The following is a 25,491-nucleotide window of genomic DNA, read 5'->3' on the forward strand; positions in this document are numbered from 1 at the left end:
ATGTCCGGACCGGCCCCCGAGGTACAGACCACTGCCCACCGATGGCGTACCGTGCAGGCCCATGGCAACAGTGCTCGTGGTCGAGGACGACCCCTTCGTACGTTCCGCCCTCATCCGCCACCTGACCGATACCGGTCACGCGGTCCGCAGCGTGGGCACCGCGCTGGAGGCGCTTCGGGAGGTCGCCCAGGTCGGCTGCGACCTGGTGATCCTCGACCTCGGCCTGCCCGATCTGGACGGCAGCGAGGCGCTCAAGATGATCCGGGGCCTGACCGATGTGCCGGTGATCATCTCCACCGCCCGGGACGACGAGGCCGAGATCGTCCGGCTGCTCAACGACGGTGCCGACGACTACCTGGTGAAACCTTTCTCCGGGGAGCACCTCAGTGCCCGGATGGCCGCCGTCCTGCGCCGGCTCGGCAGCGGCGCCGCCCCCGTCGCCCAGGTGCTGCGGGTCGGCGGACTGGCCATCGACCTCCAGCGGCGCGAGGCCTCCCTCGACGGCAGGCCGCTCGACCTGACCCGCCGTGAGTTCGACCTGCTGGCCTTCCTGGCCGCCCGGCCCGGCGTGGTGGTGCCGCGCAAGGAGATCCTCGCCGAGGTCTGGCAGCAGACCTACGGCGGCGACCAGACCATCGACGTCCACCTCTCCTGGCTGCGCCGCAAGCTCGGCGAGACCGCCTCCAACCCCCACTACCTGCACACCGTCCGGGGCGTCGGGGTCCGCCTGGAAGCCGCCGGGGGCCTGGCGGGGCACCGGACATGAGGAGGTTCGGGCGCTCGCTGCGCTGGGCCCTGATCAAGGCGGCCGTGGCCGGGACCACCATGGTCGCGCTGGCCTTCCTCATCCCGCTCGGCCTGATGGTCCAGCAGACCGCGCGGGACCGGGCGTTCACCGCCGCCGAACGACAGGCCGCGGCGCTCGGGCCGGCCCTCGCGATCACCACCGACAAGGACGCCGTCGACCGCGCCCTGGCCAGCACCGACGCGGGCGGCCAGGGACGGATGGCGGTCCACCTGCCCGCCGCCGCGCAGTCCGACACCCCCGGAAGGGGCGGCCCCGGCGGGCCGACCCTCGGCGACGGACGGGCCGACGCCGCCGACGTCGCCACGGCCGGCGAGCAGGGCCGCTCCTTCACCGTGCAGGTGCCCGGCGGCTACGCGCTGCTCCAGCCGGTCGCCGTCGACACCGGGCGGACCGCCGTGGTCGAGGTGTTCGTGGCCGAGAGCGACCTCACCCGGGGCGTCCTCACCGCCTGGCAGGTGCTCTCCGCCGTCGCCCTCGGGCTGGTCGCCATCTCCGTGCTGGTCGCCGACCGGATGGGGAACCGGATCGTCGCCTCCGCCCGCCGGCTCGCCGGCGCCGCCCGCTCGCTCGGCGCCGGCAACCTCGCCGTCCGCGTCCCGGTCGAGGGGAAGCAGGTCGACGGCAGCCCCGAAGAACTCCGCGAGGCCGGCCACGCGTTCAACACCATGGCCGACCGGGTGGTCCAACTCCTCGCCGCCGAAAGGGAACTGGCCGCCGACCTGTCCCACCGGCTGCGCACCCCGCTGACCGTGCTGCGGCTCAACGCCGCCTCCCTCGGCGACGGCGACGCGGCCGACGCCACCCGGCACGCCGTCGCCCAACTCGAACGCGAGGTCGACCAGATCATCCGCTCGGCCCGCCGCGCCCCCGAGGACGCGCCCGCCGTCACGGTCGGCTGCGACGCCGCCGAGGTGATCCGCGAGCGGGTCGCGTTCTGGTCCGCCCTGGCCGAGGACGAAGGACGCCGCTGGCAACTGGCCGGCGCCGAACGGGCGGCACCGGTCCCCGTCCAGCGCGGAGACCTGGCGGCCGCCGTCGACGCGCTGCTCGGCAACGTCTTCCGGCACACCGCCGTCGGCACCGCCTTCTCGGTGGACGTCCTGGCCACCGACTCCTCGGTCATCGTGCTGGTCGGCGACGGCGGACCCGGGTACAGCGACCCGGAGGCCGCCCTCAAGCGCGGCGAGGGGCACGGCGGCGAAGGCTCGACCGGCCTGGGCCTGGACATCGTCCGCAAGCTCGCCGAGTCCACCGGCGGCGACCTCGCCCTCGGCCGCTCCGCCGTGCTCGGCGGCGCCGAGACCCGGCTGAGGATGTACACCCGCCCGGAGCAGGCGGCGCCCGCGCGGGCCGGCCGGCGGCGGAGCCGGGGAGCGCTCTTCCAGCGGTGACGGGGGCCGGCGGGGGTGTCGCAGGGGGCGTTCGCCGGGGTCTTCCTTAACTGCGGCCTAAGGGAGTTCTACCCCTCTCTCAGCCCGCCGGTTCGGGCCCCGGACGCCGCTAGCGTCGGTCGCGCCGGTCATCCGACCGAGCCGGGCCGGCCGCCCGGAGGTCCGCAGGCACCCCGTGCCCGGACGGCGGCCGACCGAAGGCACCCGCGGAGGTAACGCGCCATGACCACCCAGCCCACCCGCCGCTCCGGCCACCGCAGGCGCAGCCGCAAGGGCGCGATCACCGCCGCCGCCGCGGTCGCCGCCGTCCTGGTCGCGGGCGGGACGGTCGTCCTCGCCTCCTCCGCCAGCGCCGCCTCGCTCGGGGCCGTCTACAGCCGGACCAGCAGCTGGGACGCCGGCTACACCGGCCAGTACCTGGTCACCAACCCGGACAGCAGCCCGATCGAGGACTGGACGCTCAGCTTCGACCTCCCGGCCGGGGCGAAGATCGACTCGCTCTGGAACGCCACCTTCACCGCGGCGGGGCAGCACATCACGGTCAAGCCGGAGGCCTGGAGCAAGCGGCTGGAGCCCGGCAGGAGCGTGGTGGTCGGCTTCGTCGCCCAGGGCGCGGGCGGGGCCCAGGCCGAGCCCGCCAACTGCCTGATCAACAACGCCTCCTGCAAGGCCGGTGACGGGACCGCGCCCACCCCCTCGGGGCGTCCGACCGGCACCGCCTCCCCGACGGCGAGCGCCACCCCCGTACCGACCGCCAGTGCGACCGCCACCGACCGGCCCAGCCCCACCCCCACCGCCACCCCCACGGCGAAGCCGACCACCCCGGCGCCGACCGGCACCCCGACCGCCACCCCCACGGCGACCGGTGTGCCCGTTCCACCGGCCGGCGCCGGGGGCGGTTTCGCCCCCTACGTGGACACCTCGCTCTACCCGCCGTACGACCTGGTCGCCACCGCCAAGGCGAGCGGAGTGAAGAACTTCACCCTCGCCTTCGTGGTGTCCGGCGGCGGCTGCGTGCCCAAGTGGGGCGGCGTCAGCGACCTGTCCGCCGACGCGGTGGCCGCTCAGATCGGCGCGCTGCGGGCGGCCGGCGGCGACGTCCGGATCTCCTTCGGCGGCGCCAACGGCAGCGAGCTCGCGCTCGTCTGCGGATCCACCGCCGACCTCACCGCCGCGTACCAGAAGGTCGTGGACACGTACGGCGCGACCAAGCTGGACTTCGACGTCGAGGGCGGCGCGATCGCCGACGCCGCCGCCAACACCCGGCGCGCCCAGGCCGTCGCCCAGCTGCAGAAGAACGCGGCGGCCAAGGGCAAGGCCCTCGACATCTCCTTCACCCTGCCCGCGCTGCCCTCCGGCCTGACCCAGGAGGGCGTCAACCTGGTCTCCGGCGCCAAGGCCGAAGGCGTCGCGATCGGCGCCGTCAACATCATGGCGATGGACTTCGGCGACGGCGTCGCCCCCAACCCGCAGGGCCAGATGGGCAAGTACGCGATCGCCGCGGCCACCGCCACCCAGGCCCAGGTCAAGAGCGTGCTGGGGCTCGACGACGCGGCCGCCTGGCGCAGGGTCGCGGTCACCCCGATGATCGGCGTCAACGACGTGGCCAGCGAGGTCTTCACGGTGGCCGACGCCAAGCAGCTCGCCGACTTCGCGACCGCCAAGCACCTCGCCTGGCTCGCCATGTGGTCCGGCACCCGGGACAAGGCCTGCGACGGCGGGGCCAAGGGCAGTGCCGACGCGACCTGCAGCAGCATCGTCCAGCAGCCGCTGGACTTCACCCGGGCGCTGGGGGCGTACACCGGCTGAGGCCGGCTGCCCGGGAGCCGGGCCCTTGATGCTCCCCCCGTCCCGCTCCGGCCGGCCGCGCGCTGTCCGTCCCGTCCACTTCGGATGGGCGGGCACCGCGTGGCCGGTCAGAGCACGTTTGTGACGCTGTGTAGTCGATCGTGTCCGGGCCCGTTCGGGTGGCATCCGGTATCGTCGCTGGTTGGCCGAGCGGTGGACGGAGTGGACAGTGACAGCGGTGCAAGACGAGCGCAGCCCGGTGCGGACCGCACCCGACCCCGCGCCCGCCCCCCTGTCGGACCGGCTCCGCCGGGCACTCGGCGCTCCCGTCCGGGCCCTGCGGGAGGCTCCCCGCCGCCCGCTGCTGGCCGCCTCGGCGCTGGCGCTGTTCTCCCTGGTCGTGTACGCGGTGGTGCGCCACTTCGTGAACACCTCGATGGTCGACATGATCGTCTACCGGGCCGAGGGCGCCGCCGTCGCCAACGGCACCGACCTGTACGGGCTGCGCGTCACCGAGTGGAACCTGCCCGCGACCTACCCCCCGTTCGCGGCGATGCTGTTCGTCCCGACCACCTGGTTCCCGGTCCCCTTCCTCCGGGTGGCGATCACTCTCGGCAACCTCGGGCTGCTCGCCCTGCTGACCCACCTGTCCTTCAAGCTGGCCGGCTGGCCGCGCCGCGAGCTGCGGCCGATCGGCGTGATCCTGGTGACCGGCCTCGGGGTCTGGCTGGAGCCCGTCTTCACCACGCTCCGCTACGGCCAGATCAACCTCGCGCTCGCCTGCCTGATCCTCTGGGACCTCACCCGTCCGGATGAACGCCGCAGCAAGGGCATCGCCATCGGCATCGCCGCCGGCATCAAGCTCACCCCCGGCCTGTTCGCCGTCTACCTGCTGGTCACCGGCCGGATCCGGGCCGCCTTCGTGGCCGGCTTCACCTTCCTCGGCACCTTCCTGCTCGGCGCCCTCGTCCTGCCCGACGCCACCTGGGGCTTCTGGACCAAGTACCTCTACGACTCCTCCCGGGTCGGCAAGACCGAGATCGTCGACAACCAGTCGCTGCGCGGCGCCGTCGCCCGCCTGGTGCACGCCGCCGACCCCGGCACCGTCGCCACCCTCGCGGCCGGCCTGGTCGCGCTGGCCGGCCTCGCCGTCGCCGCCTGGGCCGCCCGCAGCGGCCGCTGGCTGCCCCGGGCCGAGGCCTGGGGAGTCTGCTGCGCGGCCGTCACCGCCGTGCTGATCTCGCCGATCAGCTGGACCCACCACTGGGTCTGGTGCGTGCCGATGCTCGTCCTGCTCGCCGCCGAGGCCTCCGTCGAGCACGCCCGCCCGGCCGGTGTCCGCCGACTGCGCTGGCGGGCCGTCTTCTGGGCCACCCTGGTGGCCTTCCTCTCCTTCGCGATGTGGGCGGCGAAGCCGCTCGGCCCGGCCGTCCTCCACATGTCACCGTGGCGCCAGCTGCCGACCTCGGTCTACCCGTGGGTCGGGCTGTGCTTCCTGCTCGCCGCCGCGATCCGGATAAGGGCGCGGCGCCGTTCCGCCGGGGCACCGCTGGTCCGGCTCCCCGGACAGCGGGACGGCGACGGCGGCCCGGACGCCGCCCGCGGTCGTCAGCAGGCCCCCGCGGCCCGCTGAGCCGGCGGGGGCGCCGCTCGCGCTTCCTCGCGCTTCCCGGTCCTGGTCGCTTTCGTGTCCGCTTTCCTGTTCGCTTCCCTGCGTCCGTGCCTGTCCGGGTGTCTGCCGGGGTGTCTGCCGGTGTGCCGGTCGGTGCTCCTGCCGGTGTTCCGGCCCGGGGCCGTGCCGGTGCACGCTGCGGCGCACGCCTAGGCGAGCAGCTCGGCGAGCGAGCCGTCCATGTCCAGCGCGGCGAGCTCGCTGCCCGGCGGGACCAGCCGGTGCGCCCGCTCCAGCCACGCCGCGACGACGGGCAGCGGCGCCTCCAGCAGCGCGTCCCCGGCGGGCGAGCTCAGCGCCAGGCAGAGCACGCTGCGCCGGCCCGAACGGGTCGGCCAGATCCGCACGTCGCCCTGGCCGCACGGGCGGAAGGTGCCCTCGACCAGCAGCTCGCGGGCGAATACCCAGGTCACCGGGGAGCCGGTGTCCAGGTGGAAGGTGATGTAGACCGCGTACGGGTCGTGGCTGCCGTACGACAGCCGCGCCGGGACGGGGACGCTGTGCTCCGGCGAGAGCACCAGGTTGAGCTCCAGTTCGTGCTCGACGACGCTGACGGGGCGCTCCATGATCGTCTTCCTCTCTGCCTTCGGGTCGGGCCCGGTTCCGGGCCCTGTGACCTTTGAGAGGGCGGTCCGCACCGGCTCTTACACACGTTTCCGGGATTTCTTCGGGAAGTTCGGTGAGGGGTGGTGAACGGGCGGTTGCGCGGCGTGCGAATGCTTGGCGCGCGCCTGGCTCCCTTATCGCGCGCCTGGCTCCTTATCGCGCGCAGCCCTCCGCTGTCCGGGGATTGACGAGATTTCCGTCGCGACCCCGGTGAGGCACTACCCTTTGTGACTGTCCGGCGACTGTCCGCCCACCGGTGGTGCCCCCACATGCGCCGAGCGCCGGATACGCGCCGGGTCGTGCGCGCGGGCGGAAGCGTCACAGCGGCTGTCACGGCCCCGCCGGCGGCCCGCACGGTCCCCCGCTGCCCCTCCCACCGCGCTTCCTCGTCCTTCCCCGCCCCCGTAGGACCTGCCAGGAAAGAAGACCCCCATGACGGACCGCCCCTTCGCCGACGGCGACGACCCGGCCGTCGCACCCGAACCGGGCTACTACCCCGACCCCTCCATCCCCGGCTTCGTCCGGTACTGGGGCGGCGCGGCCTGGGTGCCGGGCACCAGCCGACCGGCACCCGCCGAGGGCGAGGTACTGGTGCCGCCCCGGTACGCGACGCGGCGGGCCGCGCCCGGCGGGGCGGGTGGTTCGGGCGGGCCGGGTGGGGCGGGTGGGGCGGGCAGGCCATCGGCCCGGGCGGTGCGGCCGCCGGTGGTTCCGGCCGCCGGGGTGCCGTCGACCGGGGTGCCGTCGGCCGCAGGGGCGGTGCCGGTTCGGGGCCAGGCATCGGCTCAGGCGTCGGCGCCGGTTCAGGTGCAGGCGTCGGTGCCGGAGGTCGAGCGGCCTGCGGGGCCTGCGGGCGGGGGTGACACCGGCCCGGTGTACTTCGACCAGACCTCGGGCGGGGCGTCCTTCGTGCTCGGGCCGCGGGTGGCGGAGGTGATCGGCGGTCCGGTGTTCCGGACGGTCGGGCCGGCGGTGGGGGTCGCGGCTCCGGCGGCCGTCGTCGACGAGCCGGCCGTCGGGGGAGCGGTGATCGGAGGGTCGGTGCTCGGGGGAGCAGGACTCGGAGGGCTGTCCGACGAAGCACCCGGGGAGTCCGGGTGGCAGGTCGATCCGCGGGCGCAGCGGGGCCTGATGGACACCGGTGACGCACCGCGTTGGGTCTCCTGGGGGGTGCTTCCGGAGGCGTCCGAAGCGGAGGAGGGGCGTGCGGAGCCGGAGTGCGCTCCGGTTGCCGTGGAACCGGCCGCCGCCGCGCCCGCCAGGGCTGTAGTCGTCCGGGAGGCGGTCGCCCGGGAGGCTCCGGCGCCGTCGGTCGAGGCCTCGGGCGCCGTGCCCGTGATCGCGCTGCCGGCGGCGGTCGGGAAGGCCGACGCGGAGGCGGCGGAGCCGGTGGAGGCGGAGGTGGAGTCGGCCCCCGGCGAGGTGGGCCCGGTCGTGTCGGGGGCCTCGGCGGGGCCGGCCGCGCCCGTAGCCGTGGCGGCCGTACCCGCCACGCCGCTGCCCGCCGTGCGGTCGGCCCGGCACACCGCCGTCCGTCGCCGCCCCTCCGCCGCGCCCGCCGCCGTGCCCGCCGGGCTGGGGCGCCGACTGGCGGCCCGGGCGGTGGACACCGCCGTCCTGCTGGTGGTCGCCGTCGCCGCCGGGATCCCGCTCGGCCGCTCGGTGTCCGACCACCTCCAGCAGAAACTCGCCCAGGCCCGGATGACCAGCGCCCTCACCCGCCGCCAGGTCCAGGTCTGGCTGGTGGACGACGTGGTCCTGGGCAAGCTCGCCGTACTGATCGGCATCCTGCTGTTCGTCAGCCTGCTCTACGAGGTGCTGCCGATCGCCCGTACCGGGCAGACCTTCGGCAAGCGGCTGGCCCGGATCCGGGTCGTGGACGCCGCCGCACCGGACGCCGCACCCGCCGCGGCCCGGACCAGGCTGAGCCTCGGCCGCTCGCTGCTCCGGTGGGCCGTCCGGCAACTGGGCGCGGTGCTGCTGCTCGGTCTGATCTGGCCGGTGCTCGACCGCCCGGCCAGGCGCGGCTGGCAGGACCGCGCGGCCCGCACCCGGGTGGTGCGCGGCTGATCCGGCCGTCCCCGGGCCCGCCGCTTTCCATGGCCGCGCCAGCAAAACGGGCAAAATATCCCAAAGCTTGAGAATGTGTGATGTTCTACTCGGGGCATGAGCACCCACGACCCCTCAGGCCCCCAGCCGGAGGGGGGCGGCAAGCCCTCCTTCGACAAGCAGTCCCCGCAGCCGGGCGGCAGCACGCCGGAAGGCGAGCCGTCGGGCCCGACCCCGTCCAACGGCCCGTCCGGCGGTGAGACCGGCGGCCCCGGCGCGTACCAGGGCACCTACGGCCAGGACCCGTACAGTCAGGACCCGTACGGCCGGAACCCGTACGACCAGCCCCCGCCCGGCCAGGGCGCCGGCTACGGCCCCGGCGCGTACGGGGCCCCCGGCGCCGGACCCGTCCCCGGCATGCCGCCGATCGGCACCTGGCCCAAGCGGATCCTCGCCCGACTGATCGACTACCTCCTGGTGCAGGCCGTCGGCGTGATCGTGGTCGCGCCCTTCGTCGACCTCAGCGAACGCAACGGCTCCGCAGAAGCGTTCTGGCTCGGCTGCGCCATCTACCTCATCTACGAGGCCCTGATGCTCAGCCGGGACGGCCAGACCCTCGGCAAGAAGGCGATGAAGATCCGCGTCGCCATGCTCAGCGACGGGAACACGCCCACCCAGTCCGCCGCCTGGACCCGCGCCGCGGTCTTCGTCCTCCCCGCGGTGCTCTGCTGCGCGGTGCTCTGGTGGCTCATCGACGGGCTCTTCGGCGTCTTCGACAAGCCGTACCGGCAGTGCGTCCACGACAAGGCCGCGAAGACCGTGGTGGTCACCACGGAGGTGTGAACGGAGGCCCGGTCGACGGCGCGGAACGCGCCCCCGCCCGGGCCTGTCCGGTCCGCGCCCGGCAGCCGATCAGCGCTGCCGGGCGTACGCGCGTCCGGGGGCCGGGAGGTCCTCGCCCGCCGTGGTGGCCGTGGCCGTGGTGGTCGTGGCCGTCGCCGTGGCTGTGGCCGTCGTCGCGGCGGCCTTCGCCGCGGTCGAGACGGACAGCGAGAGCACCGTCACCACGGTGCCGAGCGCCAGCGCGAACACCACCAGCACCGCGATCGCCAGGACGCCCGAAGCGCCCGAGACGGCCAGCAGTGCCACCGTGGTGGCGACGACGGTGAACGAGCCGAGGCAGGCCTGGGCAGCGGACGGACGCGGCATGACGGGGGTCCTTCGCACGTCGGGGGGAAACGGGCGGGGGTGGAGCCGATACCAGGAGTCCTACCCGGCACGGGAGTTCGATACCTCCAGGCTAGTCCTCCGCCCCGGGGGCACAGGGGGCGCACAGGCTCACCACGGGGTCGTCCGCCCCGGTCTGTACGGTGAACCGGAACCTGGCACCACCCGCTGTCCCAAACGCCGATCCACCTGCCGTCCCACACACCGTCACGCACACCGGGGGAACCGACCGTGCCCATTCCCGCCGACTGGCCCACCACCGAGGCCCAGGCACTCGCCGAACAGCAGCGGCTGCGCCCGCTCGTCCGGACCGACGACGACACCGAGACCCCCGTACGCCTCATCGCCGGCGTGGACGTCGCCTACGACGACGACCACGACCTCGTCGCCGCCGCGGCCGTCCTCCTCGACCGCGACACCCTGGAGACCGTCGAACAAGCCACCGCCGTCGGCCGGATCGCCTTCCCCTACGTCCCCGGACTCCTCGCCTTCCGCGAACTCCCGGCCGTCCTCGACGCCTTGGCCGCCCTCACCCGCACCCCCGACACCGTCGTCTGCGACGGCTACGGCCTCGCCCACCCCCGCCGCCTCGGCCTCGCCAGCCACCTCGGCGTCCTCACCGGACTGCGCACCATCGGCGTCGCCAAGACCCCCTTCACCTTCGACCACCACCAACCCGACGCGCCCCGAGGCTCCTGGACCCCGCTCACCGACCCCGCCACCGGCGAAGAAGTCGGCCGCGCCGTCCGCACCCGGCCCGGCGTCAAACCCGTCTTCGTCTCCATCGGCCACCGCACCACCCTCGACACCGCCGTCCGCACCACCCTCGACCTCGCCCCCCGCTACCGCCTCCCCGAGACCACCCGGCACGCCGACTCCCTCTGCCGACGCGCCCTCGCCGAAGCCCTCAACAGCCGGACGCCCGCGAACTGACCAAGCCCCGGGCGGGATTCGGACCCGGTGTGTTAGACATGACACACCGGGGTCCGGCCCCGACCGCCAGGAACGGACGCACGGGGGAGGCGCCGACATGGGATCCGGCACGGGCAAAGGCGGCAACACCACGTCCGGCACCAGTACCGGCACCGGCGCGGGCACCGGCTCCACCGGCGGAACCGGACAGGGCTACCGCGTCGAAGTCGAACAACTCCGCAGCTTCGCCGGCCAAGTCAGGCTCCTGCTCGCCGATTTCCAGAAACACGCCGACGGAAACGCCGCCCACGGACGCAGCGGCGTCGGCAAGAACGCCTTCGGCACCTTCGCCGAGGCCACCGAGATCCACGGCCGCTACAGCACCATGCGGGACGCGCTGCGCGACGTCCTCAACCAGCTCCAGGAAGCCGTGAACGACGCCCAGCAGAAGGCCGACCTCACCGCCACCAACTACGAGGAGCAGGACCAGCGCACCGCCCGCAAACTCAAACTCGGCGACGACGGCTGGTCCGTCGAACGCCCCTCCGAGACCAGCAGGACCGCGGCCGCACAGAACCTCACCCCCTCCAAGCGCGGCAACGCCACCCTCTGACCGCCGCCCGCCCGCACCGAACGGAGGCGAACCGCCCGTGGTCTACACCGACTTCACCAAATACAGCCACGCCCAGCTCCGCACGATGGCGCAAGCCCTCGACCCCGGCGCGGTGATGGCCGCCGGCGACCCCTGGCGCAACGCCGCCGACACCCTCAAACAGATCCGCCTCACCCTCACCAAAGCCAGCACCGAAGCCGCCACCAGCTGGGAAGGCACCACCAGCGACGCCTTCCACACCCGCATGCTCACCCTCGCCGCAAGCATCAACAACGCCGCCGCCTACGCCAACGACGCGGCCAACACCCTCCACAACGTCTCCGAAGCCATGGCCAAGGCCAAGCGCGAGATGCCCGAGGAACCCGGCAACTGGGACAAGGTCAAGGACACCGTCGGCGACGGCGTCTCCGCCGTCTTCGGCGACGGCGACGACGACCACATCCCCATCGCCGACCGCAAGAAGGCCGAAGCCGCCGCCATCATGCAGACCCTCGCCATGCACTACCGCATCGCCACCCCGACACTGAAGGCTCCGTCTCTGTCCGAGAAGGGGAAGGTCGACAAGCCCGTTGACTCGGGATCGCAGGACGACCCGGGCAGTGCGGCGGCGATGGCAGCGGCGGTGATGTCGGGAACCTCGCTCGGCGCAGGGGGAAGGTCGGCTGGGCCGACAACTGGCGCCACACAGCCGCGGTCCAGGTCCTCCCAGCCTTCTACGGTGGTCGGATCCCTGCCGAAGAGGCCGGCTGCTCCTACCGAATCCGGTATCCAGGGCGGAGTGGCGCAGGCTCCGCCGAGGCCGTCGAACACGACGGGGTCCGGTTCCGATGCGGGCATCTCCGGTACTCCGGTGTCCCGTCCGAGCGGCAGCGTGCCGAGCCCGCCTACCTCCGGGACGCAGACCTCCGGAGTGGGCGGCGTACCGGCCACAGGCCCCGCGAACGGGCCGATCGCGGGTGGGGGCGGGCAGAGCGCCGCCGGCCCGTCGGGGCCGACCGCGCAGAATCCGTCGGGCCTGCCGGGACTCGGCCAGGGCAGGGCCGGGGTCGGAGGCAGTGGTGAGGCGCCGGTGGAAGGTGCGGGCCCACGAGGGGGTCGGGCGGGCAGCACCGGTGGTGGCGGTGAGGCCGGTCCCGGCATCGGAGCCGGGGGTCGTGGCGTGTCCGGCGGCAGGGAAGCGGGCGGGTCCTCGGCACGGCCCGGTGGCTCCGTCCGGCCGGCGCCGTCGCCCGAAGCCGGATCGAGGGGCAAGCAGGCGTTCACCGAAGGCGGGTCCGGCCTGGGAGGGCGGAACCGGCTCAGGGGCGAGCCGGGTGCGGCGGGCGCGAACGGCATGGCGCCGGGAGTCCCCTTGAGCGGGGCGCAAGGGCGTAGGAAGGACCGGGAGAAGCAGGGCAAGAGGCCGGACTACCTCGTCGAGGACGAGGAGACCTGGGCGTCGGACAAGCCGGCCAATCCCAACGTGGTGGAATGAAGCCGGTCCGTGGACGGACGGGTGATCTGATCGCATCCCGCAGGTCGGTGATCTGCGGGATGCCTCATTGAATGGGGTGACCGGGTTTGGCGAGCCGTCGCTTGGCGCGTGGTACGGCGGCGCTGGCCGTCGGGGCACTGGTCTGGAGCGTCGCCGCACCGGCGGCGTCGGCCGATCAGATCAGGGACCAGCAATGGGCGTTGAAGACCTTCGACGCCGAGACCAAGGTCTGGCCGGTCAGCCAGGGCGAAGGCGTCGTCGTCGCGGTGGTCGACACCGGGGTGAACTCGGAGCATCAGGATCTGACCGGGCAGGTTCTTCCGGGGGCTGATTTCTCCGGTACTCAGTCCGATGGTCGTATCGATACTGACGGCCACGGCACCGGCATGGCGAGCCTGATCGCGGGACACGGGCACGGTTCGCAGGCCGGGGTGATGGGTCTGGCCCCGAAGGCGAAGATCCTTCCGGTAAAGGTGCGGACGAGCGAGGGCGGCCCCATTCCGGAGCAGAACGACCTGGCGGCGGCGATCCGATTCGCGGCGGACAACAGCGCGAAGGTCGTCAACATCTCCCTCTCAGGGGTTTCTCGATTCGACTCGCAGACGCGCAAGGCCATCGCGTACGCGGTGTCGAAGGACGTCGTGCTGGTCGCGGGCACGGGCAACGACGGTTCGAACGACGGTGTCGGGTATCCGGCCGCGTTCCCAGGAGTGGTGGCCGTGGGGGCGGCGGACTCCAAGGGTGTCGTGTGGGAGGAATCCACCTCGGGTTCCGAGACCACGCTGATCGCGCCCGGTGTGGGGGTCTACCATGCCTCGGCGAAGTCGCCGACGGGCTATGTGGCGGCGAACGGGACCTCCGACTCCACCGCCTATGTCTCCGCCACTGCCGCGCTCATTCGCTCCAAGTACCCCGACCTGTCCGCCGGGCAGGTCATCAATCGGATGATCAAGTCGGCCACCCCTCCGGCCAACGGGACGGTGGTACCCAACAATCACTACGGGTACGGGCTCGTTGCGCCCGCGAAGGCTCTGGAAGCCGATCCGGCCGTGGACAACGGGCCTCGGGAGAACCCGTTGGTGAAGCGGCCCGAGTCGCGGGGTACGCCGCCGTCCGATGATCCGACTGACGAGGCGGATCCGTCGTCCGTGGCGCCCGTGGTTCCCGAGGCGGGCGGGGGCGGTGACAACACCGGGCTGGTGATCGGAGCGGTGGCGGTCGGCGCGCTGGTCCTGGGGCTGTCGGTGGTCGCCGTGTTCCAGGCCCGGCGGCGGAGGCGGGTGGCGGGGGAGGCGTAGAGCGGCCGGTGCCGGCGGGGCTGGCAGTATTTCGGCGGTCGCTGGCGTCATTGCCGCTGGTGGGGGGCTGTGGTGGCGGCGATGCTGGGGCCATGAGCACTTCTGAGAACGCCACCGCCGCCACCGCCGCCACGGATGCCGTCGCCGGGGGGATCGTCCCTGACACCAAGGACTGGACCTGGGTGCTGGAACGCCCCTGCCCGGACTGCGGGTTGGACACGCCGGGGGTGGGGCGGGGGGACGTCGCCGGGATGATCCGGGCCAACGCGGACGGTTGGCTGGCGGTGCTGGCAGGGGACGAGGAGGCGCTGCGCGGCCGGCCGGGCCCGGGTGTCTGGTCGGATCTGGAGTACGCGTGCCATGTGCGGGACGTGTTCCGGCTGTTCCACGTCCGGCTGAACCTGATGCTGGACCGGGACGACCCGCTGTTCCCGAACTGGGACCAGGACGAGACGGCGGTCTCCGGGCGCTACCGGGAGCAGCGGCCGCAGGTGGTCGCCGGGGAGCTGGCGGAGGCCGCGGAGGCGCTGGCCGCGGCCTTCGAGGGGGTGTCCGGTGAGCGGTGGCAGCGGACGGGGAACCGCAGCGACGGGGCGCGCTTCACGGTCGAGTCGTTCTCCCGGTACCTGATCCACGACCCGGTGCACCATCTGTTCGACGTGACGGGCGAGCGCGTCTGAGGTCGCCCCGGGGTGCCGGGGCGGTGCGGTGGCGGGAGGGGCGCGGGGTCACCAGCCGGAGGCCTCGCGCAGCATGGTGCGGCGCAGCCGCCCGGCGACGCTGGCGGCGTCGGTGCCGATGACGTCGGCGATCTCGGGGGCGGCGAGGCCGACGACGTAGTGCAGGATCGCGAGGTCGTCCTCGGCGGGGTGGTGCTCCGGGGCCGGCGAGTCCTGGCGGGTGTGCTCGGCGACGGTGCCGCGGAGGATTTCCCAGGCGTGTGCGGTCGGGTTGGAGCTTCCCATCAACTCGCGCCAGCACAGCGCGATTTCGGCGAACGCCTGTTGGACGGCGGCGGCCGCGGCGCTGTGCTCGGTCAGCCACACCCGGGCATAGCTGAGGTACCGGGGGCGGTGGAGTTCGCAGAAGGCGGTGAACTCCAGTGGTACGTCCTCCGGCTCGCCGAACCCCGGGGGTGGCTCGGCGGAACTCGTGTGACGGTTGGTCATCTCGTCTTCTCGGAAAGGGAGATGGGTTTCTGACGGTCGATCATCTGTGCTCACTCTACGGTAGGCCCTCGGTGCGCTGGGTGACCAATCCGATGGAATGCCCGGAACCCGCCGCCGCCCGGCCGGTTCCGGTGGAGGCCGGGTGCGGCGAGGCGGTGGAACGGCCGGGCGGGGAGTCGACGGGGGCCGGCGCGGGGCCGGCGGGGTGGTGCTGCGCAGTGGCGTGGGGGGACGTAGGTGAGAGCGCGTCGCAGCTGGTCAGAGGGTGTGGGACGGCAGTGACTGCAAGGCAGTTGATGTGTCACCGTAGGGCCTGGGGAGGCTGACGTCCACGCCCACGGCGCGAACCGGCGCCCGCACAACCACCCGCGCAACCGCACGCATGATCGTGGTGACGATCACCACGGCGAGGGATGTGGACACGGGCGCGGATGCCACCACGACCACACGCATGGCCGTATCGGCGGGCGCGGAGCTGACGGGCCCGGGGGCGCGTGGCGGGGCTGCGGCGTACGCGAAGGGTGTGTGGGGTGGGGCGCGCGGCGGATGCGGTGGGTCGGGCAGACGCTGCGCGCCGGGGCGGACGTGGGGGCGGGTGGCGCGCTCGCCGCGGTGGCGGCGCGCCGGGGCGGCCATGCCGGACGGCCGTCGGCATGCGCTTCGACCGTGGGCCGTCGACCGCGCGGATCTGGCGTGCCGTCGACCGTGCGGATCGACCGTGCGGATCGACCGCGGGCTTGGGGCGGGCGCATCGTGTGCGCCGGACCGGTCGCGTACGTCGAGCGTGCCCCGGCGGCCTGGACGTGGCCTCGGCGGCCGGGGCGGGGTGGACGGGCCGGGGTGGTCGCCCGTCAGGAGGTGCCGTCGGGGGGCGTCAGGAGGTCGTCCGGGCCTCCGACGGGGAGATCCGGTCGGCGGCGGTGTCCCGCTCGACCTGGGTGGGGAAGGCCTCGACGGCTCGTCGCCGGGCCGCTTGGGCGGCTGCGGCAGCCGCGGCCGCAGCCGCCGCGGCTGCTCCGGGGGCGGCCTCCTCGCGTTCGCGGCGGTGGGCCGTGACGGCCGGGTGCGTCCCGGCCGGGTGCCCGGCGGCGACGTGCCCGCCCGCTGCGTGCCCGCCCGCCACGTGCCCGCCCGGGGTATGGGCGGCGGGGTGCCCGCCGGTGGTCCGTCGTCGTCGGCCGAGCGCGGTCCGGGCGGCGTGTTCCTCGGCCGCCTGTCTAGCGGCCAGGTAGGCCTGCACGGCCGCCATGCCGTAGACGGGCTGGATGAGCTGGTGGCCCTTGAAGAAGGGTCTGGCCGGGGCGAACCCGGCGGCGACCACGAGGTCGCGGATCTCTGCTATCTCGGCTTCACTGCGGGCGGTGAAGCGGACCTCCCAGCCCTTCTTGTACGTATGGCCCTTCTCGCCGCTGCGGCGCGCCGGGTCCGGGCGGCGGACGTATCCGGGCAGACGGCCGAGGCGGAGCTGGGCCGCGCGGAGGCCGGCGGTCTCGTCACGTGACATGACGTAAGCCTAGGCAATCCCAGAGGTGCGATTGACGCCCGGAGGGTCCCTCGCCGTATGCCCTTGATCACTCTGGGTCAGGCGGCCAGGTCGGCGATCGTTTTCGATCAGGTATGACAACCGTATGAGCGTCAATTACTCCAAATGAGTGAGGGTATGAGGACTTTAGTGCGGGCTGATCCCGGTTTCGCGACGGTTGAGTAACAGTGCGTCAGGCTCCGGGTCGCGGGTCCGGGCCGTTGGGGATGGTGTCGGCATGAGCTACCGGATTCCCTCGCCTCCACCGTCGCTGGAGGAGCTGGCGAAGCGTCAGCAGAACGTCGTCACCGCGAGCCAGCTGCGCGCCCGGGGCGTGCCGGCCCGCATCATCACCGAGCACTGCCGCCGGGGCGGCCCCTGGCAGCGGCTGCTGCCCAGGGTCTACCTGCTGCAGCCCGCCGAGCCCACCCCGGAGCAGCGGATGTGGGCCGCGCTGCTGTACGCCGCGCAGAACGGCCGCGAGGAGGGGCGCGGCGAGGGCGCGGTGATCACCGGCACGGCCGCGCTCGCGCTGTACGGCTTCACCGCCGTGCCTCGGCTGCCCGCGGTGACCGGGGTGGACGTCCTGGTGCCCCGGCAGCGGCGGCTGAAGGACGTCGGGGAGGTCCGGATCCGGCGCACCGAACGGGAGTTGGAGGCCCATTCGGTGCACGGCCTGGCCTGCGCGCCGGTGGCCCGGGCGGTCGCGGACGCGCTGGACGAGTGGACGGCGGACCCGGACCTGCCGGCGCCGGTGCGCGAGGTGTTGCGGGAGGCCGTCTCGCGCCCGGAGAACCGCTGCACGGTGCGGGAGTTGGCCGCCGAGCTGATCGAGTCGGGGCTGACCGTGGAGCCCCGGGTGCGCGCCGCGCTGGACGAACTCCTCGCCGCCGAGCGGGACTCGGTGCTGGAGCGGCTCGGCCACCTGGTGGACGAGTGGCTGCTGCCGGTCCCGCTGAACGCCCCCGAGCTGCGGATGCGCGGTGGCACGTACATCGCCGTCCCGGACCTCTACTGGCCGGAGCGCGGCGTCGCCGTGGAGGTGGACCCGGACCTGCGCTGCGTCAGCGAGGGCGAGGCCGCCTGGGTGCGCGGCGGCCAGCACCGGATGGAGTACCTGGGCATCCGCGTGGTGTACGTCTCCGGCGACCGGCTGGCCGCCGAGCCGGACGCGGTCGGCGGCGAGCTGCGCGAGGCCCACCGGGCGGGCGGCACCGACGTGGTGGAGCTGCTGGTGGTCTGAGCGGCGGCGTCCGGCCGCACGCGAGGCGGACCGGAAGGGGGTGGGGGAGGGGGCGAACAGGGGGAGGGGGAAGAAGGGGGCAGGGGGCAGGGGGCAGGGGCCGGAGCGCGCTAGGAGCGGACCACCGGCGTGCCGACCAGTTCGATCCCGGCCGCCCGCAGCTCCTCCAGCGCGGCGGCGGTGGTCTCCGCGGCCACTCCGGCGGTGAGGTCCAGCAGGACGCGGGTCGCGAAGCCGGCCCGGGCGGCGTCGATCGCGGTCGCCCGGACGCAGTGGTCGGTGGCGATGCCCACCACGTCGACCTCGTCGACCTGCCGCTCGCGCAGCCACTCCACCGGGCCGCGGCCGTTCTCGTCCAGTCCTTCGAAGCCGCTGTACGCCGCCGAGCGGGCGCCCTTGTCGAAGACCGCCTCGACCGCGCCGGAGATCACGGCGGGTGCGAAGTTGGGGTGGAAGCCCACGCCCTCGGTGCCGGCCACGCAGTGCGGCGGCCAGCTGTCGACGTAGTCCGGCGCGTCGGAGAAGTGCGCGCCCGGGTCGATGTGGTGGTCGCGGGTGGCGAGGATGTGCCGGTAGCCGGGGGAGGACTCGGCGATCAGGTCGGTGATGGCGGCGGCCACCTCGGCGCCGCCGGGGACGGCCAGGCTGCCGCCCTCGCAGAAGTCGTTCTGCACGTCGACGACGATCAGTGCCCGGTGCATGGCTCGCATCCTCGGATGTCGGGGGCCCGCCGACGGCGGCGCCCCGGTGGTGGAGCCCTCGGGGGTACTCGGTCCGGCTGTGCGGGACTCGGGGGTCCTCGGGGAGCTCCGGGGAACTCTACGGCTGACTCTAGGGAGTGCCGCGCGGGGGCGGAAGCCCCGGGGCCGGTCCGGTGGCGGGACCGGGGCCTCCGCCCTCCGGCGGGGGAGCGGTCAGCGGACCGCGTCGGCCGACAGGACCAGCTCGGTCGGCAGCACCGGGTCGCCCTTGGAGAGCTGGGTGGCGGACAGCGGCAGCGCGGCCCGGGCGCGGACGTGCCGTTCGCGGGCGTCGCTCAGCGGCTCCCGGCCGACCGTCTCGCCGGCCAGGACCAGCGGCACCTGGACCAGGTGGGGCCGCAGTTCGTCCGGGACGGGCCCGGTGCCGATCACCTCGGCCTCGGCCACGCCGTCGGCGTCGGGCCGGCGCGCCGCCCACTTGCGGCCGCCGACGCTGGTCTTGCCGCCGGCCGCGCGCTTGGCGACCGGGACCAGCGGGCCGCCCTCGGCCCCGGCCCGGGCGACCAGCTTGTAGACCATCGCGCAGGTCGGGTGCCCGCTGCCGGTGACCAGGCTGGTGCCGACGCCGTAGCCGTCCACGGGGGCGGCGGCCAGGGCGGCGATCGCGTACTCGTCCAGGTCCGAGGTGACGATGATCCGGGTCTTCCCGGCGCCCAGTTCGTCCAGTTGGCGGCGGACCCGGTGGGCCAGCAGGGTGAGGTCGCCGGAGTCGATCCGGACCGCGCCGAGTTCGGGCCCGGCCACCTCGACGGCGGTGCGCACGGCCTCGCGCAGGTCGAAGGTGTCGACCAGCAGGGTGGTGCCCTTGCCCATGGAGGCGATCTGGGCGCGGAAGGCGTCCCGTTCGCTGTCGTGCACCAGGGTGAAGGCGTGCGCGGCGGTGCCGGTGGTCGGGATGCCGTAGGTGAATCCGGCCTCCAGGTCGGAGGTGGCGGCGAACCCGGCGACGTACGCGGCCCGGGCGGCGGCCACGGCGGCCTGCTCGTGGGCCCGGCGGGCGCCCATCTCGATCACCGGGCGGCCGCCGGCGGCGGCGGTCATCCGGGAGGCGGCGGCCGCGATCGCCGAGTCGTGGTTGAGGATCGAGAGGATCACCGTCTCCAGGATCACCGCCTCGGCGAAGCTGCCCTCGACGGTGAGCACCGGGGAGCCGGGGAAGTAGATCTCGCCCTCGGGGTAGCCGTGGACGTCGCCGCTGAAGCGGTAGTCGGCGAGGAAGCGCAGGGTGTCGTCGTCGACGACACCCTGGCCGGCCAGCCAGTCCAGCTGGGCGGTGGAGAAGCGGAAGTTCTCGATGGCGTCGAGGACCCGCCCGGTGCCGGCCATGACGCCGTAGCGGCGCCCGCCGGGCAGGCGGCGGGTGAACACCTCGAAGACGGAGCTGCGGTGCGCGGCCCCGCTGCGCAGGGCGGCCTGCAGCATGGTGAGCTCGTAGCGGTCGGTGAGCAGCGCGGTCGAGCCGGCCGCGCGCACTGATGTGGCGTCCATGCGGATGATGCTACTACCACTTAGCGTCAGAGTGACGATTTCTCGTCGGGCGGGCCGGGGCGGAATCGCCCGGCCGTCCCCCGGATGGCAGCATGGGGCGTGAGGGATTACGGACGAGCGTGCAGCGAGGAGGACCAGGGTGAGTGTCGCGCCCGCGGAGATCGAGCGCCCCGAGGTCGAGGGGCTGCCGGTGACAGAGCCGGACACGCCCTGGGTGACCATCGTGCACAACGACCCGGTCAACCTGATGAGCTACGTCCAGTACGTCTTCCAGGCCTACTTCGGCTATCCGAAGGACAAGGCCCGGAAGCTGATGATGGACGTCCACACCAAGGGGCGGGCGGTGGTCTCCGGCGGTTCCCGCGAGGAGATGGAGCGTGACGTCCAGGCGATGCACGGCTACGGCCTCTGGGCGACGCTCCAGCACGACTGACGCCGGACCGCCGGCCGCAGGACCGAAGACGACGAGACGGGCTGACCGATACAGATGGCTGGGTTGTTCGAGAGCACCGGCGGTGGCGGCGCGGCGATCGCGCTGGACGAGTGGGAGGCCTCCATCCTCCGCTCGCTGGAGGTGCAGTTGCTGGAGCTGATCGGCCCCGGTCCGGGCGGGGAGGGCGGCGACCCGCTGGCCGCGCTGTTCGCCGAGGGGCCGACCGAGGCGCCCGCCGACCCGGTGCTGGCCCGGTTCTTCCCGGATGCCTACCGGGATCCGGAGAAGCCCGAGGACGACGAGGCCAGGGCCGCGTCCGGGGAGTTCCGCCGGTTCACCGAGCTGGACCTGCGGGCCCGCAAGCGGGATGACGCGCTGTTCGTCGTCCGGGCGCTGGACGGCCTCGGCGGTGCCGGGGTGCTCAAGCTGGGCGCGCCCGACTGCCTGCGCTGGGTCGGCGCGCTGAACGATCTGCGACTGGCCCTCGGGGTCCGGCTGGAGGTCACCGAGGAGGACGAGGAGGGCCTCTACGCGCTGCCCGACGGCGACGACCGCAAGCCGCTGGTGATGGCCTACCTGTGGCTGGGGGCGCTCCAGGAGTCGCTGCTGGAGGCGATGGCCGACTGAGTCGCGGCGGCCGGGCCGGCGGCGGGGGCCCGGTGGACGCGGCCTGAACCCGAGCGGTTCTGCGGGTGAATGCGGAGCGCCTTCCTCCGCGCCCGTCCGCGCTTTCGGGCCGATCCTGCCCGGTTCCGGGCAAGCCCCGGTGGTTTTGTCCAGAATATGGACGATCCGCCGGGGCTTTTCTGTGCAAAAGGGGCAAACCCTACCAGGTCATGCTCAAATATCGCTCAGATGCACACCGCTATCCGGATGCCGCGTGGTACGACTTCTCCACCCCCGAGACCGACCAGGACGGTGCACCATGGCCGAGAAGTCGTACGACCAAGTGGTCGACACCAAGCCGGACGAGGAGGGCTACGAGCGGGGACTCGGCAGCCGCCAGATCCAGATGATCGCGATCGGCGGAGCGATCGGCACCGGCCTGTTCCTCGGCGCCGGCACCGCGATCTCCAAGTCCGGCCCGAGCCTGATCCTCTCCTACGCCGTCGCCGGCCTGGTGATCTTCGTGATCATGCGCGCGCTCGGCGAACTGCTCACCTACCGCCCGGTCTCCGGCAGCTTCGCCGAGTACGCGCGGGAGTTCCTCGGCCCGTTCGCCGGCTACGTGACCGGGTGGACGTACTGGCTGTTCTGGGTCGTCACCGGCATGGCCGAGACCACCGCCGCCGCCGTCTACGTGAAGTTCTGGGCGCCCGGGTTCCCGCAGTGGCTCAGCGCGCTGACCTTCCTGGTCATCCTCTATGCGGCCAACCTGATCTCGGTGAAGGTGTTCGGCGAGATCGAGTTCTGGTTCTCCATGGTCAAGGTCACCGCCATCATCGGCATGATCCTGATCGGCATCGGGGTGCTCACCCTCGGCTTCAGCAAGGCCGGTGACACCGCGTCGATCACCCACCTGTGGCAGAACGGCGGCTTCTTCCCCAAGGGCATCGGCGCCACCGTGATGACCCTGCAGATCGTCATGTTCGCCTACCTCGGCGTCGAACTCGTCGGCGTCACCGCGGGCGAGAGCGAGAACCCCGAGAAGACCCTGCCGCGCGCCATCAACACCCTGCCCTGGCGCATCGCGCTGTTCTACATCGGCGCCCTGGTCGTCATCCTCTCCCTGGTGCCGTGGACCGAGTTCCAGCCCGGCGTCAGCCCGTTCGTCGCCGCCTTCGGCAAGATCGGCATCCCGGCGGCGGCCGGCATCATCAACTTCGTGGTGCTCACCGCCGCGCTCTCCTCCTGCAACTCCGGGATGTACTCCACCGGTCGCATGCTGCGCGACCTCGCGCTGCGCGGCCAGGCCCCCGGGCAGCTCACCAAGCTCAACGCGCGCCGCAGCCCGGCCTTCGCGATCACCGTCTCCTGTCTGCTGATGGGCGTCGGCGTGGTGCTCAACTACCTCGTCCCGGCACGGGCGTTCGAGTACATCACCTCGGTCGCCACGGTCTGCGGCCTGTGGACCTGGGCGATGATCCTGATCTCCCAGATCCGCTACCGCCGGGCCTGGAAGGGCGGCCACCTGCCCGCGCCCACCTTCAAGGCGCCCGGCGGCGCCTGGACCAGCTGGGCCGCGCTCGCCTTCCTCGGCCTCGTCGTGGTGCTGATCGCCCTGGACGCGGACAACCGGATCTCGCTGTACGTCTTCCCCGCCTGGGCCCTGCTGCTGGTCGTCGGCTACCGGTTCCTCGAACGACGCAACCCGCAGGCCGTCCACGGCACCGCCCACGACCACCTGCACGCGGGCGGGGACCGCTGACCCCGGCCCCCAGCCCCCCCGGGGGCGCCGCTCGACCGCGCCTCGGACGCGCGCCGACCGCGCCTCGGACGCCCCGGCGGAGACCTGCCGGGGCGTGGCTATCCTGACCGGCATGCTGACCATCACCCGAGAAATCCGCGACCGGATCGTGGCCCACGCCCGCGCCGACCACCCGGACGAGGCCTGCGGCGTGGTCGCCGGGCCGGCCGGCAGCGGACGGCCCGAGCGGTTCATCCCGATGCTCAACGCCGCCCGCTCGCCCACCTTCTACGAGTTCGACTCGGGCGACCTGCTCAAGCTCTACCGCGAGATGGACGACCGCGACGAGGAGCCGGTGATCGTCTACCACTCGCACACCGCCACCGAGGCCTACCCCTCGCGCACCGACGTGAGCTACGCCTCCGAGCCGTTCGCCCACTACGTCCTGGTCTCCACGGCCGAGGGCAACGGCGAGGACGACCCCTACGAGTTCCGCTCGTTCCGCATCGTGGACGGCGAGATCACAGAGGAAGACGTCCAGGTCGTCGAGGCCCACCAGGCCTGACCGGCGCCCGCCCGGACCCGGCCCGCCGACCGCCCGCGAGGGCCGGCGGGCCGGCGCCGTCTCAGCACGGGGAACGAGAACATCCGGATCCCGAGACGGGCATGTCTAAGCGGGCCCGGGAATCTATACGATGAGCCCATGCGTTCCGTCGATGTGAGCAACCAGGCCCCGGGCACCCGCCTCGTGGCGCGCCTGCACATCGACCTGTGCCGGCACGCCGGCGCGATCTGTCCCGGCACGCCCGCGCGCTCGCGCTGAGAGCCGCCCCACCCCGCCCGGGCCCGCCGCCACACCGGCGACGCCGGGCCCCGGGCACCGCCCGCCCCGCCGCGCCCGCCGCGCCCGCCGCGGCCGACCACTCCACCACTCGCACAGGAGCGCACCCATGGCCATCGAGGTCCGCATCCCGACCATCCTCCGCACCTACACCGACGGCGCCAAGGCCGTCGAGGGCAACGGCAGCAACCTCGGGGAACTCTTCACCGACCTCGACGCCCGGCACCCGGGCATCGCCGCCCGCCTGGTCGACGGCGGCGAGCTGCGCCGCTTCGTCAACGTCTACCTGAACGACGAGGACGTCCGCTTCCTGGAGGGCATCTCCACCGCCCTCGCCGACGGCGACAGCGTCACCATCCTCCCCGCCGTGGCCGGCGGCGCGCGCTGACCTCCCGGTTCCCCCGCCGGCGGTGGGGGAACCACCCTCGTGACCCACACCGCCGTGTGACCCTCACCGCCGTGGCCGGAGGCCTCCCTTGCGATACGACAGTCCGCTCGAAGCCGTCGGCAACACCCCGCTGGTCCGCCTGCCGCGGCTGTCCGCGGCCGTCCCCGGCAACACCGGGGGCCTGGTCACGCTCTGGGCCAAGCTGGAGGACCGCAACCCCACCGGCTCGATCAAGGACCGCCCGGCGCTGCACATGATCGAGCGGGCCGAGGCCGACGGCCGGCTCACCCCGGGCTGCACGATCCTGGAGCCCACCAGCGGCAACACCGGCATCTCGCTCGCCATGGCCGCCAAGCTCAAGGGCTACCGGATGGTCTGCGTGATGCCCGAGAACACCAGCGAGGAACGGCGCGAACTGCTCCGCATGTGGGGCGCCGAGATCATCCCCTCCCCGGCCGCCGGCGGCTCCAACACCGCCGTCCGGATCGCCAAGGAGATCGCCGCCGAGCACCCCGACTGGGTGATGCTCTACCAGTACGGCAACCCCGACAACGCGGGCGCCCACTACGCCACGACCGGCCCCGAGATCCTCGCCGACCTGCCGACCGTCACCCACTTCGTGGCCGGCCTCGGCACCACCGGCACCCTCATGGGCGTCGGCCGCTACCTGCGCGAGAAGGTCCCCGGCGTCCGGATCGTCGCCGCCGAACCGCGCTACGACGACCTGGTGTACGGGCTGCGCAACCTGGACGAGGGCTTCGTCCCCGAGCTGTACGACGCCGAGGTGCTCACCACCCGCTTCTCGGTCGGCTCCGCGGACGCCGTCCGCCGCACCCGCGAACTCCTCCAGCAGGAGGGCATCTTCGCGGGCGTCTCCACCGGCGCCATCCTGCACGCGGCGATCGGCGTCGGCCGCAAGGCCGCGGCGGCGGGCGAGCGCGCGGACATCGTGTTCGTGGTCGCCGACGGCGGTTGGAAGTACCTGTCCACCGGCATCTACACCGCCGAGACCACCGAGGACGCGGTCGAGGCGCTCCAGGGCCAGCTCTGGGCATAGGCCGGCTCCGGGCGTAGGACCGCTCCTCCGGACCCTGCCGGGCGCGCGACGCGAGGTGCCCGTTACGGGGCTTCCTGGTTCAGGGCCTTCCGGGCCCGGGCCCAGACCTGCCGGTCCAGGGTGCCGGCCCGGCGGCGGAAGGCCGACAGCGGCACCTCGCGCAGCTCATCGGTCTCCAGCCAACTGGTCCGGCCCTGCCGGTCGCCCACCGAGCCGGGCGGCAGTGACAGTACGCCGGGGCGCTCGGCGTGGTGCTTGCTGGTGATCTTCGCGACGGTGGCGGTCCGGCCGCGCACCCGCAGCACCAGGCACGGGCGGTCCTTGGAGCCGGGGCCGTCCTCGAACGGCACCTCCGCCCACCAGATCTCCTGCGGCTGCGGGCGGACCCCGGCGCCGGCACCGGC

The 25,491-nt window shown here is 73.5% G+C and carries 26 protein-coding genes; 19 read left to right on the top strand and 7 right to left on the bottom strand.

The features are described 5' to 3' along the window. Nucleotides 1–61 precede the first annotated feature (61 nt). From ACFQ6N_RS28075 to ACFQ6N_RS28090, 4 genes are all read left to right on the top strand, one after another. A complete protein-coding gene (locus ACFQ6N_RS28075; RefSeq protein WP_380654667.1) occupies nucleotides 62–766 on the top strand; it encodes a response regulator transcription factor in 705 nt (234 codons plus the stop codon). Between the two features lie 17 nt (nucleotides 767–783). Beyond that, on the top strand, nucleotides 784–2,199 hold the full coding sequence (locus ACFQ6N_RS28080; protein ID WP_380654742.1) for a sensor histidine kinase: 1,416 nt from the start codon (nucleotides 784–786) through the stop codon (nucleotides 2,197–2,199). A 222-nt stretch (nucleotides 2,200–2,421) separates the two neighbouring features. Continuing rightward, the gene (locus tag ACFQ6N_RS28085; protein ID WP_380654670.1) at nucleotides 2,422–4,008 is read left to right on the top strand and encodes a cellulose binding domain-containing protein; all 1,587 of its coding nucleotides are present in this window, start codon (nucleotides 2,422–2,424) and stop codon (nucleotides 4,006–4,008) included. Between the two features lie 208 nt (nucleotides 4,009–4,216). Further along, nucleotides 4,217–5,620, top strand: a complete 1,404-nt coding sequence (locus ACFQ6N_RS28090; protein ID WP_380654674.1) for a glycosyltransferase 87 family protein — start codon at nucleotides 4,217–4,219, stop codon at nucleotides 5,618–5,620. 188 nt (nucleotides 5,621–5,808) lie between these two features. Here the strand turns inward: ACFQ6N_RS28090 and ACFQ6N_RS28095 are convergent, their stop codons facing one another. After that, a complete protein-coding gene (locus ACFQ6N_RS28095; protein WP_380654676.1) occupies nucleotides 5,809–6,225 on the bottom strand; it encodes an SsgA family sporulation/cell division regulator in 417 nt (138 codons plus the stop codon). Between the two features lie 472 nt (nucleotides 6,226–6,697). Here ACFQ6N_RS28095 and ACFQ6N_RS28100 point away from each other — a divergent pair, with 472 nt between their 5' ends. Continuing rightward, nucleotides 6,698–8,335 (top strand): RDD family protein, encoded by a 1,638-nt coding sequence (locus ACFQ6N_RS28100; RefSeq protein ID WP_380654679.1) that lies wholly within the window; start codon nucleotides 6,698–6,700, stop codon nucleotides 8,333–8,335. 96 nt (nucleotides 8,336–8,431) lie between these two features. Further along, nucleotides 8,432–9,157 (top strand): RDD family protein, encoded by a 726-nt coding sequence (locus ACFQ6N_RS28105; protein ID WP_380654682.1) that lies wholly within the window; start codon nucleotides 8,432–8,434, stop codon nucleotides 9,155–9,157. 69 nt (nucleotides 9,158–9,226) lie between these two features. Here the strand turns inward: ACFQ6N_RS28105 and ACFQ6N_RS28110 are convergent, their stop codons facing one another. After that, entirely contained in the window at nucleotides 9,227–9,523 is a 297-nt protein-coding gene (locus ACFQ6N_RS28110) for a hypothetical protein (protein ID WP_380654684.1), read from the bottom strand. Between the two features lie 249 nt (nucleotides 9,524–9,772). Between ACFQ6N_RS28110 and ACFQ6N_RS28115 the strand changes: the two genes are divergently transcribed. The 5 genes from ACFQ6N_RS28115 to ACFQ6N_RS28135 all read left to right on the top strand — a co-directional run bounded on the left by ACFQ6N_RS28115 (nucleotide 9,773) and on the right by ACFQ6N_RS28135 (nucleotide 14,518). Beyond that, the gene (locus ACFQ6N_RS28115) at nucleotides 9,773–10,474 is read left to right on the top strand and encodes an endonuclease V (protein WP_380654687.1); all 702 of its coding nucleotides are present in this window, start codon (nucleotides 9,773–9,775) and stop codon (nucleotides 10,472–10,474) included. A 97-nt stretch (nucleotides 10,475–10,571) separates the two neighbouring features. Beyond that, nucleotides 10,572–11,066: a hypothetical protein gene (locus tag ACFQ6N_RS28120; protein WP_380654690.1), complete on the top strand. Its 495-nt coding sequence runs from the start codon at nucleotides 10,572–10,574 to the stop codon at nucleotides 11,064–11,066. A gap of 37 nt (nucleotides 11,067–11,103) precedes the next feature. Then, entirely contained in the window at nucleotides 11,104–12,540 is a 1,437-nt protein-coding gene (locus ACFQ6N_RS28125; protein ID WP_380654693.1) for a hypothetical protein, read from the top strand. 86 nt (nucleotides 12,541–12,626) lie between these two features. Then, on the top strand, nucleotides 12,627–13,838 hold the full coding sequence (gene mycP / locus ACFQ6N_RS28130) for a type VII secretion-associated serine protease mycosin (RefSeq protein ID WP_380654696.1): 1,212 nt from the start codon (nucleotides 12,627–12,629) through the stop codon (nucleotides 13,836–13,838). Nucleotides 13,839–13,930: 92 nt separating this feature from the next. Then, nucleotides 13,931–14,518, top strand: coding sequence for a DinB family protein (locus tag ACFQ6N_RS28135; protein ID WP_380654698.1), 588 nt, complete (start codon nucleotides 13,931–13,933; stop codon nucleotides 14,516–14,518). A gap of 48 nt (nucleotides 14,519–14,566) precedes the next feature. Here ACFQ6N_RS28135 and ACFQ6N_RS28140 read toward each other — a convergent pair whose 3' ends face one another. Together ACFQ6N_RS28140 and ACFQ6N_RS28145 are read right to left on the bottom strand one after the other, a co-directional pair. Further along, a complete protein-coding gene (locus ACFQ6N_RS28140; protein WP_380654701.1) occupies nucleotides 14,567–15,007 on the bottom strand; it encodes a hypothetical protein in 441 nt (146 codons plus the stop codon). Between the two features lie 874 nt (nucleotides 15,008–15,881). Then, complete coding sequence (locus ACFQ6N_RS28145; RefSeq protein ID WP_380654704.1) at nucleotides 15,882–16,511, bottom strand: hypothetical protein; 630 nt, start codon at nucleotides 16,509–16,511, stop codon at nucleotides 15,882–15,884. 256 nt (nucleotides 16,512–16,767) lie between these two features. Here ACFQ6N_RS28145 and ACFQ6N_RS28150 point away from each other — a divergent pair, with 256 nt between their 5' ends. After that, nucleotides 16,768–17,772: a hypothetical protein gene (locus ACFQ6N_RS28150; protein WP_380654707.1), complete on the top strand. Its 1,005-nt coding sequence runs from the start codon at nucleotides 16,768–16,770 to the stop codon at nucleotides 17,770–17,772. Nucleotides 17,773–17,882: 110 nt separating this feature from the next. Here the strand turns inward: ACFQ6N_RS28150 and ACFQ6N_RS28155 are convergent, their stop codons facing one another. Together ACFQ6N_RS28155 and ACFQ6N_RS28160 are read right to left on the bottom strand one after the other, a co-directional pair. Continuing rightward, a complete protein-coding gene (locus ACFQ6N_RS28155) occupies nucleotides 17,883–18,473 on the bottom strand; it encodes an isochorismatase family protein (RefSeq protein WP_380654710.1) in 591 nt (196 codons plus the stop codon). Nucleotides 18,474–18,686: 213 nt separating this feature from the next. Continuing rightward, nucleotides 18,687–20,021: a nicotinate phosphoribosyltransferase gene (locus ACFQ6N_RS28160; RefSeq protein WP_380654713.1), complete on the bottom strand. Its 1,335-nt coding sequence runs from the start codon at nucleotides 20,019–20,021 to the stop codon at nucleotides 18,687–18,689. Between the two features lie 139 nt (nucleotides 20,022–20,160). Between ACFQ6N_RS28160 and clpS the strand changes: the two genes are divergently transcribed. The 7 genes from clpS to ACFQ6N_RS28195 all read left to right on the top strand — a co-directional run bounded on the left by clpS (nucleotide 20,161) and on the right by ACFQ6N_RS28195 (nucleotide 25,087). After that, complete coding sequence (gene clpS / locus ACFQ6N_RS28165; RefSeq protein ID WP_380654716.1) at nucleotides 20,161–20,454, top strand: ATP-dependent Clp protease adapter ClpS; 294 nt, start codon at nucleotides 20,161–20,163, stop codon at nucleotides 20,452–20,454. A 54-nt stretch (nucleotides 20,455–20,508) separates the two neighbouring features. Further along, nucleotides 20,509–21,081 (top strand): DUF2017 domain-containing protein, encoded by a 573-nt coding sequence (locus ACFQ6N_RS28170; RefSeq protein WP_380654719.1) that lies wholly within the window; start codon nucleotides 20,509–20,511, stop codon nucleotides 21,079–21,081. Nucleotides 21,082–21,379: 298 nt separating this feature from the next. After that, the gene (locus ACFQ6N_RS28175; protein ID WP_380654722.1) at nucleotides 21,380–22,822 is read left to right on the top strand and encodes an amino acid permease; all 1,443 of its coding nucleotides are present in this window, start codon (nucleotides 21,380–21,382) and stop codon (nucleotides 22,820–22,822) included. Nucleotides 22,823–22,934: 112 nt separating this feature from the next. Continuing rightward, nucleotides 22,935–23,366 (top strand): Mov34/MPN/PAD-1 family protein, encoded by a 432-nt coding sequence (locus tag ACFQ6N_RS28180; protein WP_380654725.1) that lies wholly within the window; start codon nucleotides 22,935–22,937, stop codon nucleotides 23,364–23,366. A gap of 138 nt (nucleotides 23,367–23,504) precedes the next feature. Next, nucleotides 23,505–23,624 carry a putative leader peptide gene (locus tag ACFQ6N_RS28185; protein WP_317621128.1) on the top strand — a complete coding sequence of 40 codons (120 nt, stop codon included), beginning with the start codon at nucleotides 23,505–23,507 and terminating at the stop codon, nucleotides 23,622–23,624. Between the two features lie 127 nt (nucleotides 23,625–23,751). Continuing rightward, entirely contained in the window at nucleotides 23,752–24,030 is a 279-nt protein-coding gene (locus ACFQ6N_RS28190; protein ID WP_350514862.1) for a MoaD/ThiS family protein, read from the top strand. An 88-nt stretch (nucleotides 24,031–24,118) separates the two neighbouring features. Next, a complete protein-coding gene (locus tag ACFQ6N_RS28195; RefSeq protein ID WP_380654728.1) occupies nucleotides 24,119–25,087 on the top strand; it encodes a PLP-dependent cysteine synthase family protein in 969 nt (322 codons plus the stop codon). Between the two features lie 62 nt (nucleotides 25,088–25,149). On the opposite strand, the gene ACFQ6N_RS28200 is transcribed toward ACFQ6N_RS28195, so the two are convergent. Beyond that, nucleotides 25,150–25,491 (bottom strand): type II toxin-antitoxin system PemK/MazF family toxin (locus tag ACFQ6N_RS28200; protein ID WP_380654731.1); only part of this gene is annotated, 342 nt, incomplete at its 5' end.

The organism is Kitasatospora sp. NPDC056446, assembly GCF_042796115.1.
Lineage (GTDB): Bacteria > Actinomycetota > Actinomycetes > Streptomycetales > Streptomycetaceae > Kitasatospora.

Excerpts from the sequence above, each read along its gene's own strand:
- ACFQ6N_RS28075 (WP_380654667.1), top strand. The coding sequence starts at position 62 with ATGGCAACAGTGCTCGTGGTCGAGGACGACCCCTTCGTACGTTCCGCC.
- ACFQ6N_RS28105 (WP_380654682.1), top strand. The coding sequence starts at position 8,432 with ATGAGCACCCACGACCCCTCAGGCCCCCAGCCGGAGGGGGGCGGCAAG.
- ACFQ6N_RS28160 (WP_380654713.1), bottom strand. The coding sequence starts at position 20,021 with ATGGACGCCACATCAGTGCGCGCGGCCGGCTCGACCGCGCTGCTCACC.
- ACFQ6N_RS28145 (WP_380654704.1), bottom strand. The coding sequence starts at position 16,511 with ATGTCACGTGACGAGACCGCCGGCCTCCGCGCGGCCCAGCTCCGCCTC.
- ACFQ6N_RS28185 (WP_317621128.1), top strand. The coding sequence starts at position 23,505 with ATGCGTTCCGTCGATGTGAGCAACCAGGCCCCGGGCACCCGCCTCGTG.
- ACFQ6N_RS28175 (WP_380654722.1), top strand. The coding sequence starts at position 21,380 with ATGGCCGAGAAGTCGTACGACCAAGTGGTCGACACCAAGCCGGACGAG.
- ACFQ6N_RS28190 (WP_350514862.1), top strand. The coding sequence starts at position 23,752 with ATGGCCATCGAGGTCCGCATCCCGACCATCCTCCGCACCTACACCGAC.
- ACFQ6N_RS28150 (WP_380654707.1), top strand. The coding sequence starts at position 16,768 with ATGAGCTACCGGATTCCCTCGCCTCCACCGTCGCTGGAGGAGCTGGCG.
- ACFQ6N_RS28155 (WP_380654710.1), bottom strand. The coding sequence starts at position 18,473 with ATGCACCGGGCACTGATCGTCGTCGACGTGCAGAACGACTTCTGCGAG.
- ACFQ6N_RS28120 (WP_380654690.1), top strand. The coding sequence starts at position 10,572 with ATGGGATCCGGCACGGGCAAAGGCGGCAACACCACGTCCGGCACCAGT.
- ACFQ6N_RS28085 (WP_380654670.1), top strand. The coding sequence starts at position 2,422 with ATGACCACCCAGCCCACCCGCCGCTCCGGCCACCGCAGGCGCAGCCGC.
- ACFQ6N_RS28140 (WP_380654701.1), bottom strand. The coding sequence starts at position 15,007 with ATGACCAACCGTCACACGAGTTCCGCCGAGCCACCCCCGGGGTTCGGC.
- ACFQ6N_RS28100 (WP_380654679.1), top strand. The coding sequence starts at position 6,698 with ATGACGGACCGCCCCTTCGCCGACGGCGACGACCCGGCCGTCGCACCC.
- ACFQ6N_RS28095 (WP_380654676.1), bottom strand. The coding sequence starts at position 6,225 with ATGGAGCGCCCCGTCAGCGTCGTCGAGCACGAACTGGAGCTCAACCTG.
- ACFQ6N_RS28180 (WP_380654725.1), top strand. The coding sequence starts at position 22,935 with ATGCTGACCATCACCCGAGAAATCCGCGACCGGATCGTGGCCCACGCC.
- ACFQ6N_RS28170 (WP_380654719.1), top strand. The coding sequence starts at position 20,509 with ATGGCTGGGTTGTTCGAGAGCACCGGCGGTGGCGGCGCGGCGATCGCG.
- ACFQ6N_RS28110 (WP_380654684.1), bottom strand. The coding sequence starts at position 9,523 with ATGCCGCGTCCGTCCGCTGCCCAGGCCTGCCTCGGCTCGTTCACCGTC.
- ACFQ6N_RS28135 (WP_380654698.1), top strand. The coding sequence starts at position 13,931 with ATGAGCACTTCTGAGAACGCCACCGCCGCCACCGCCGCCACGGATGCC.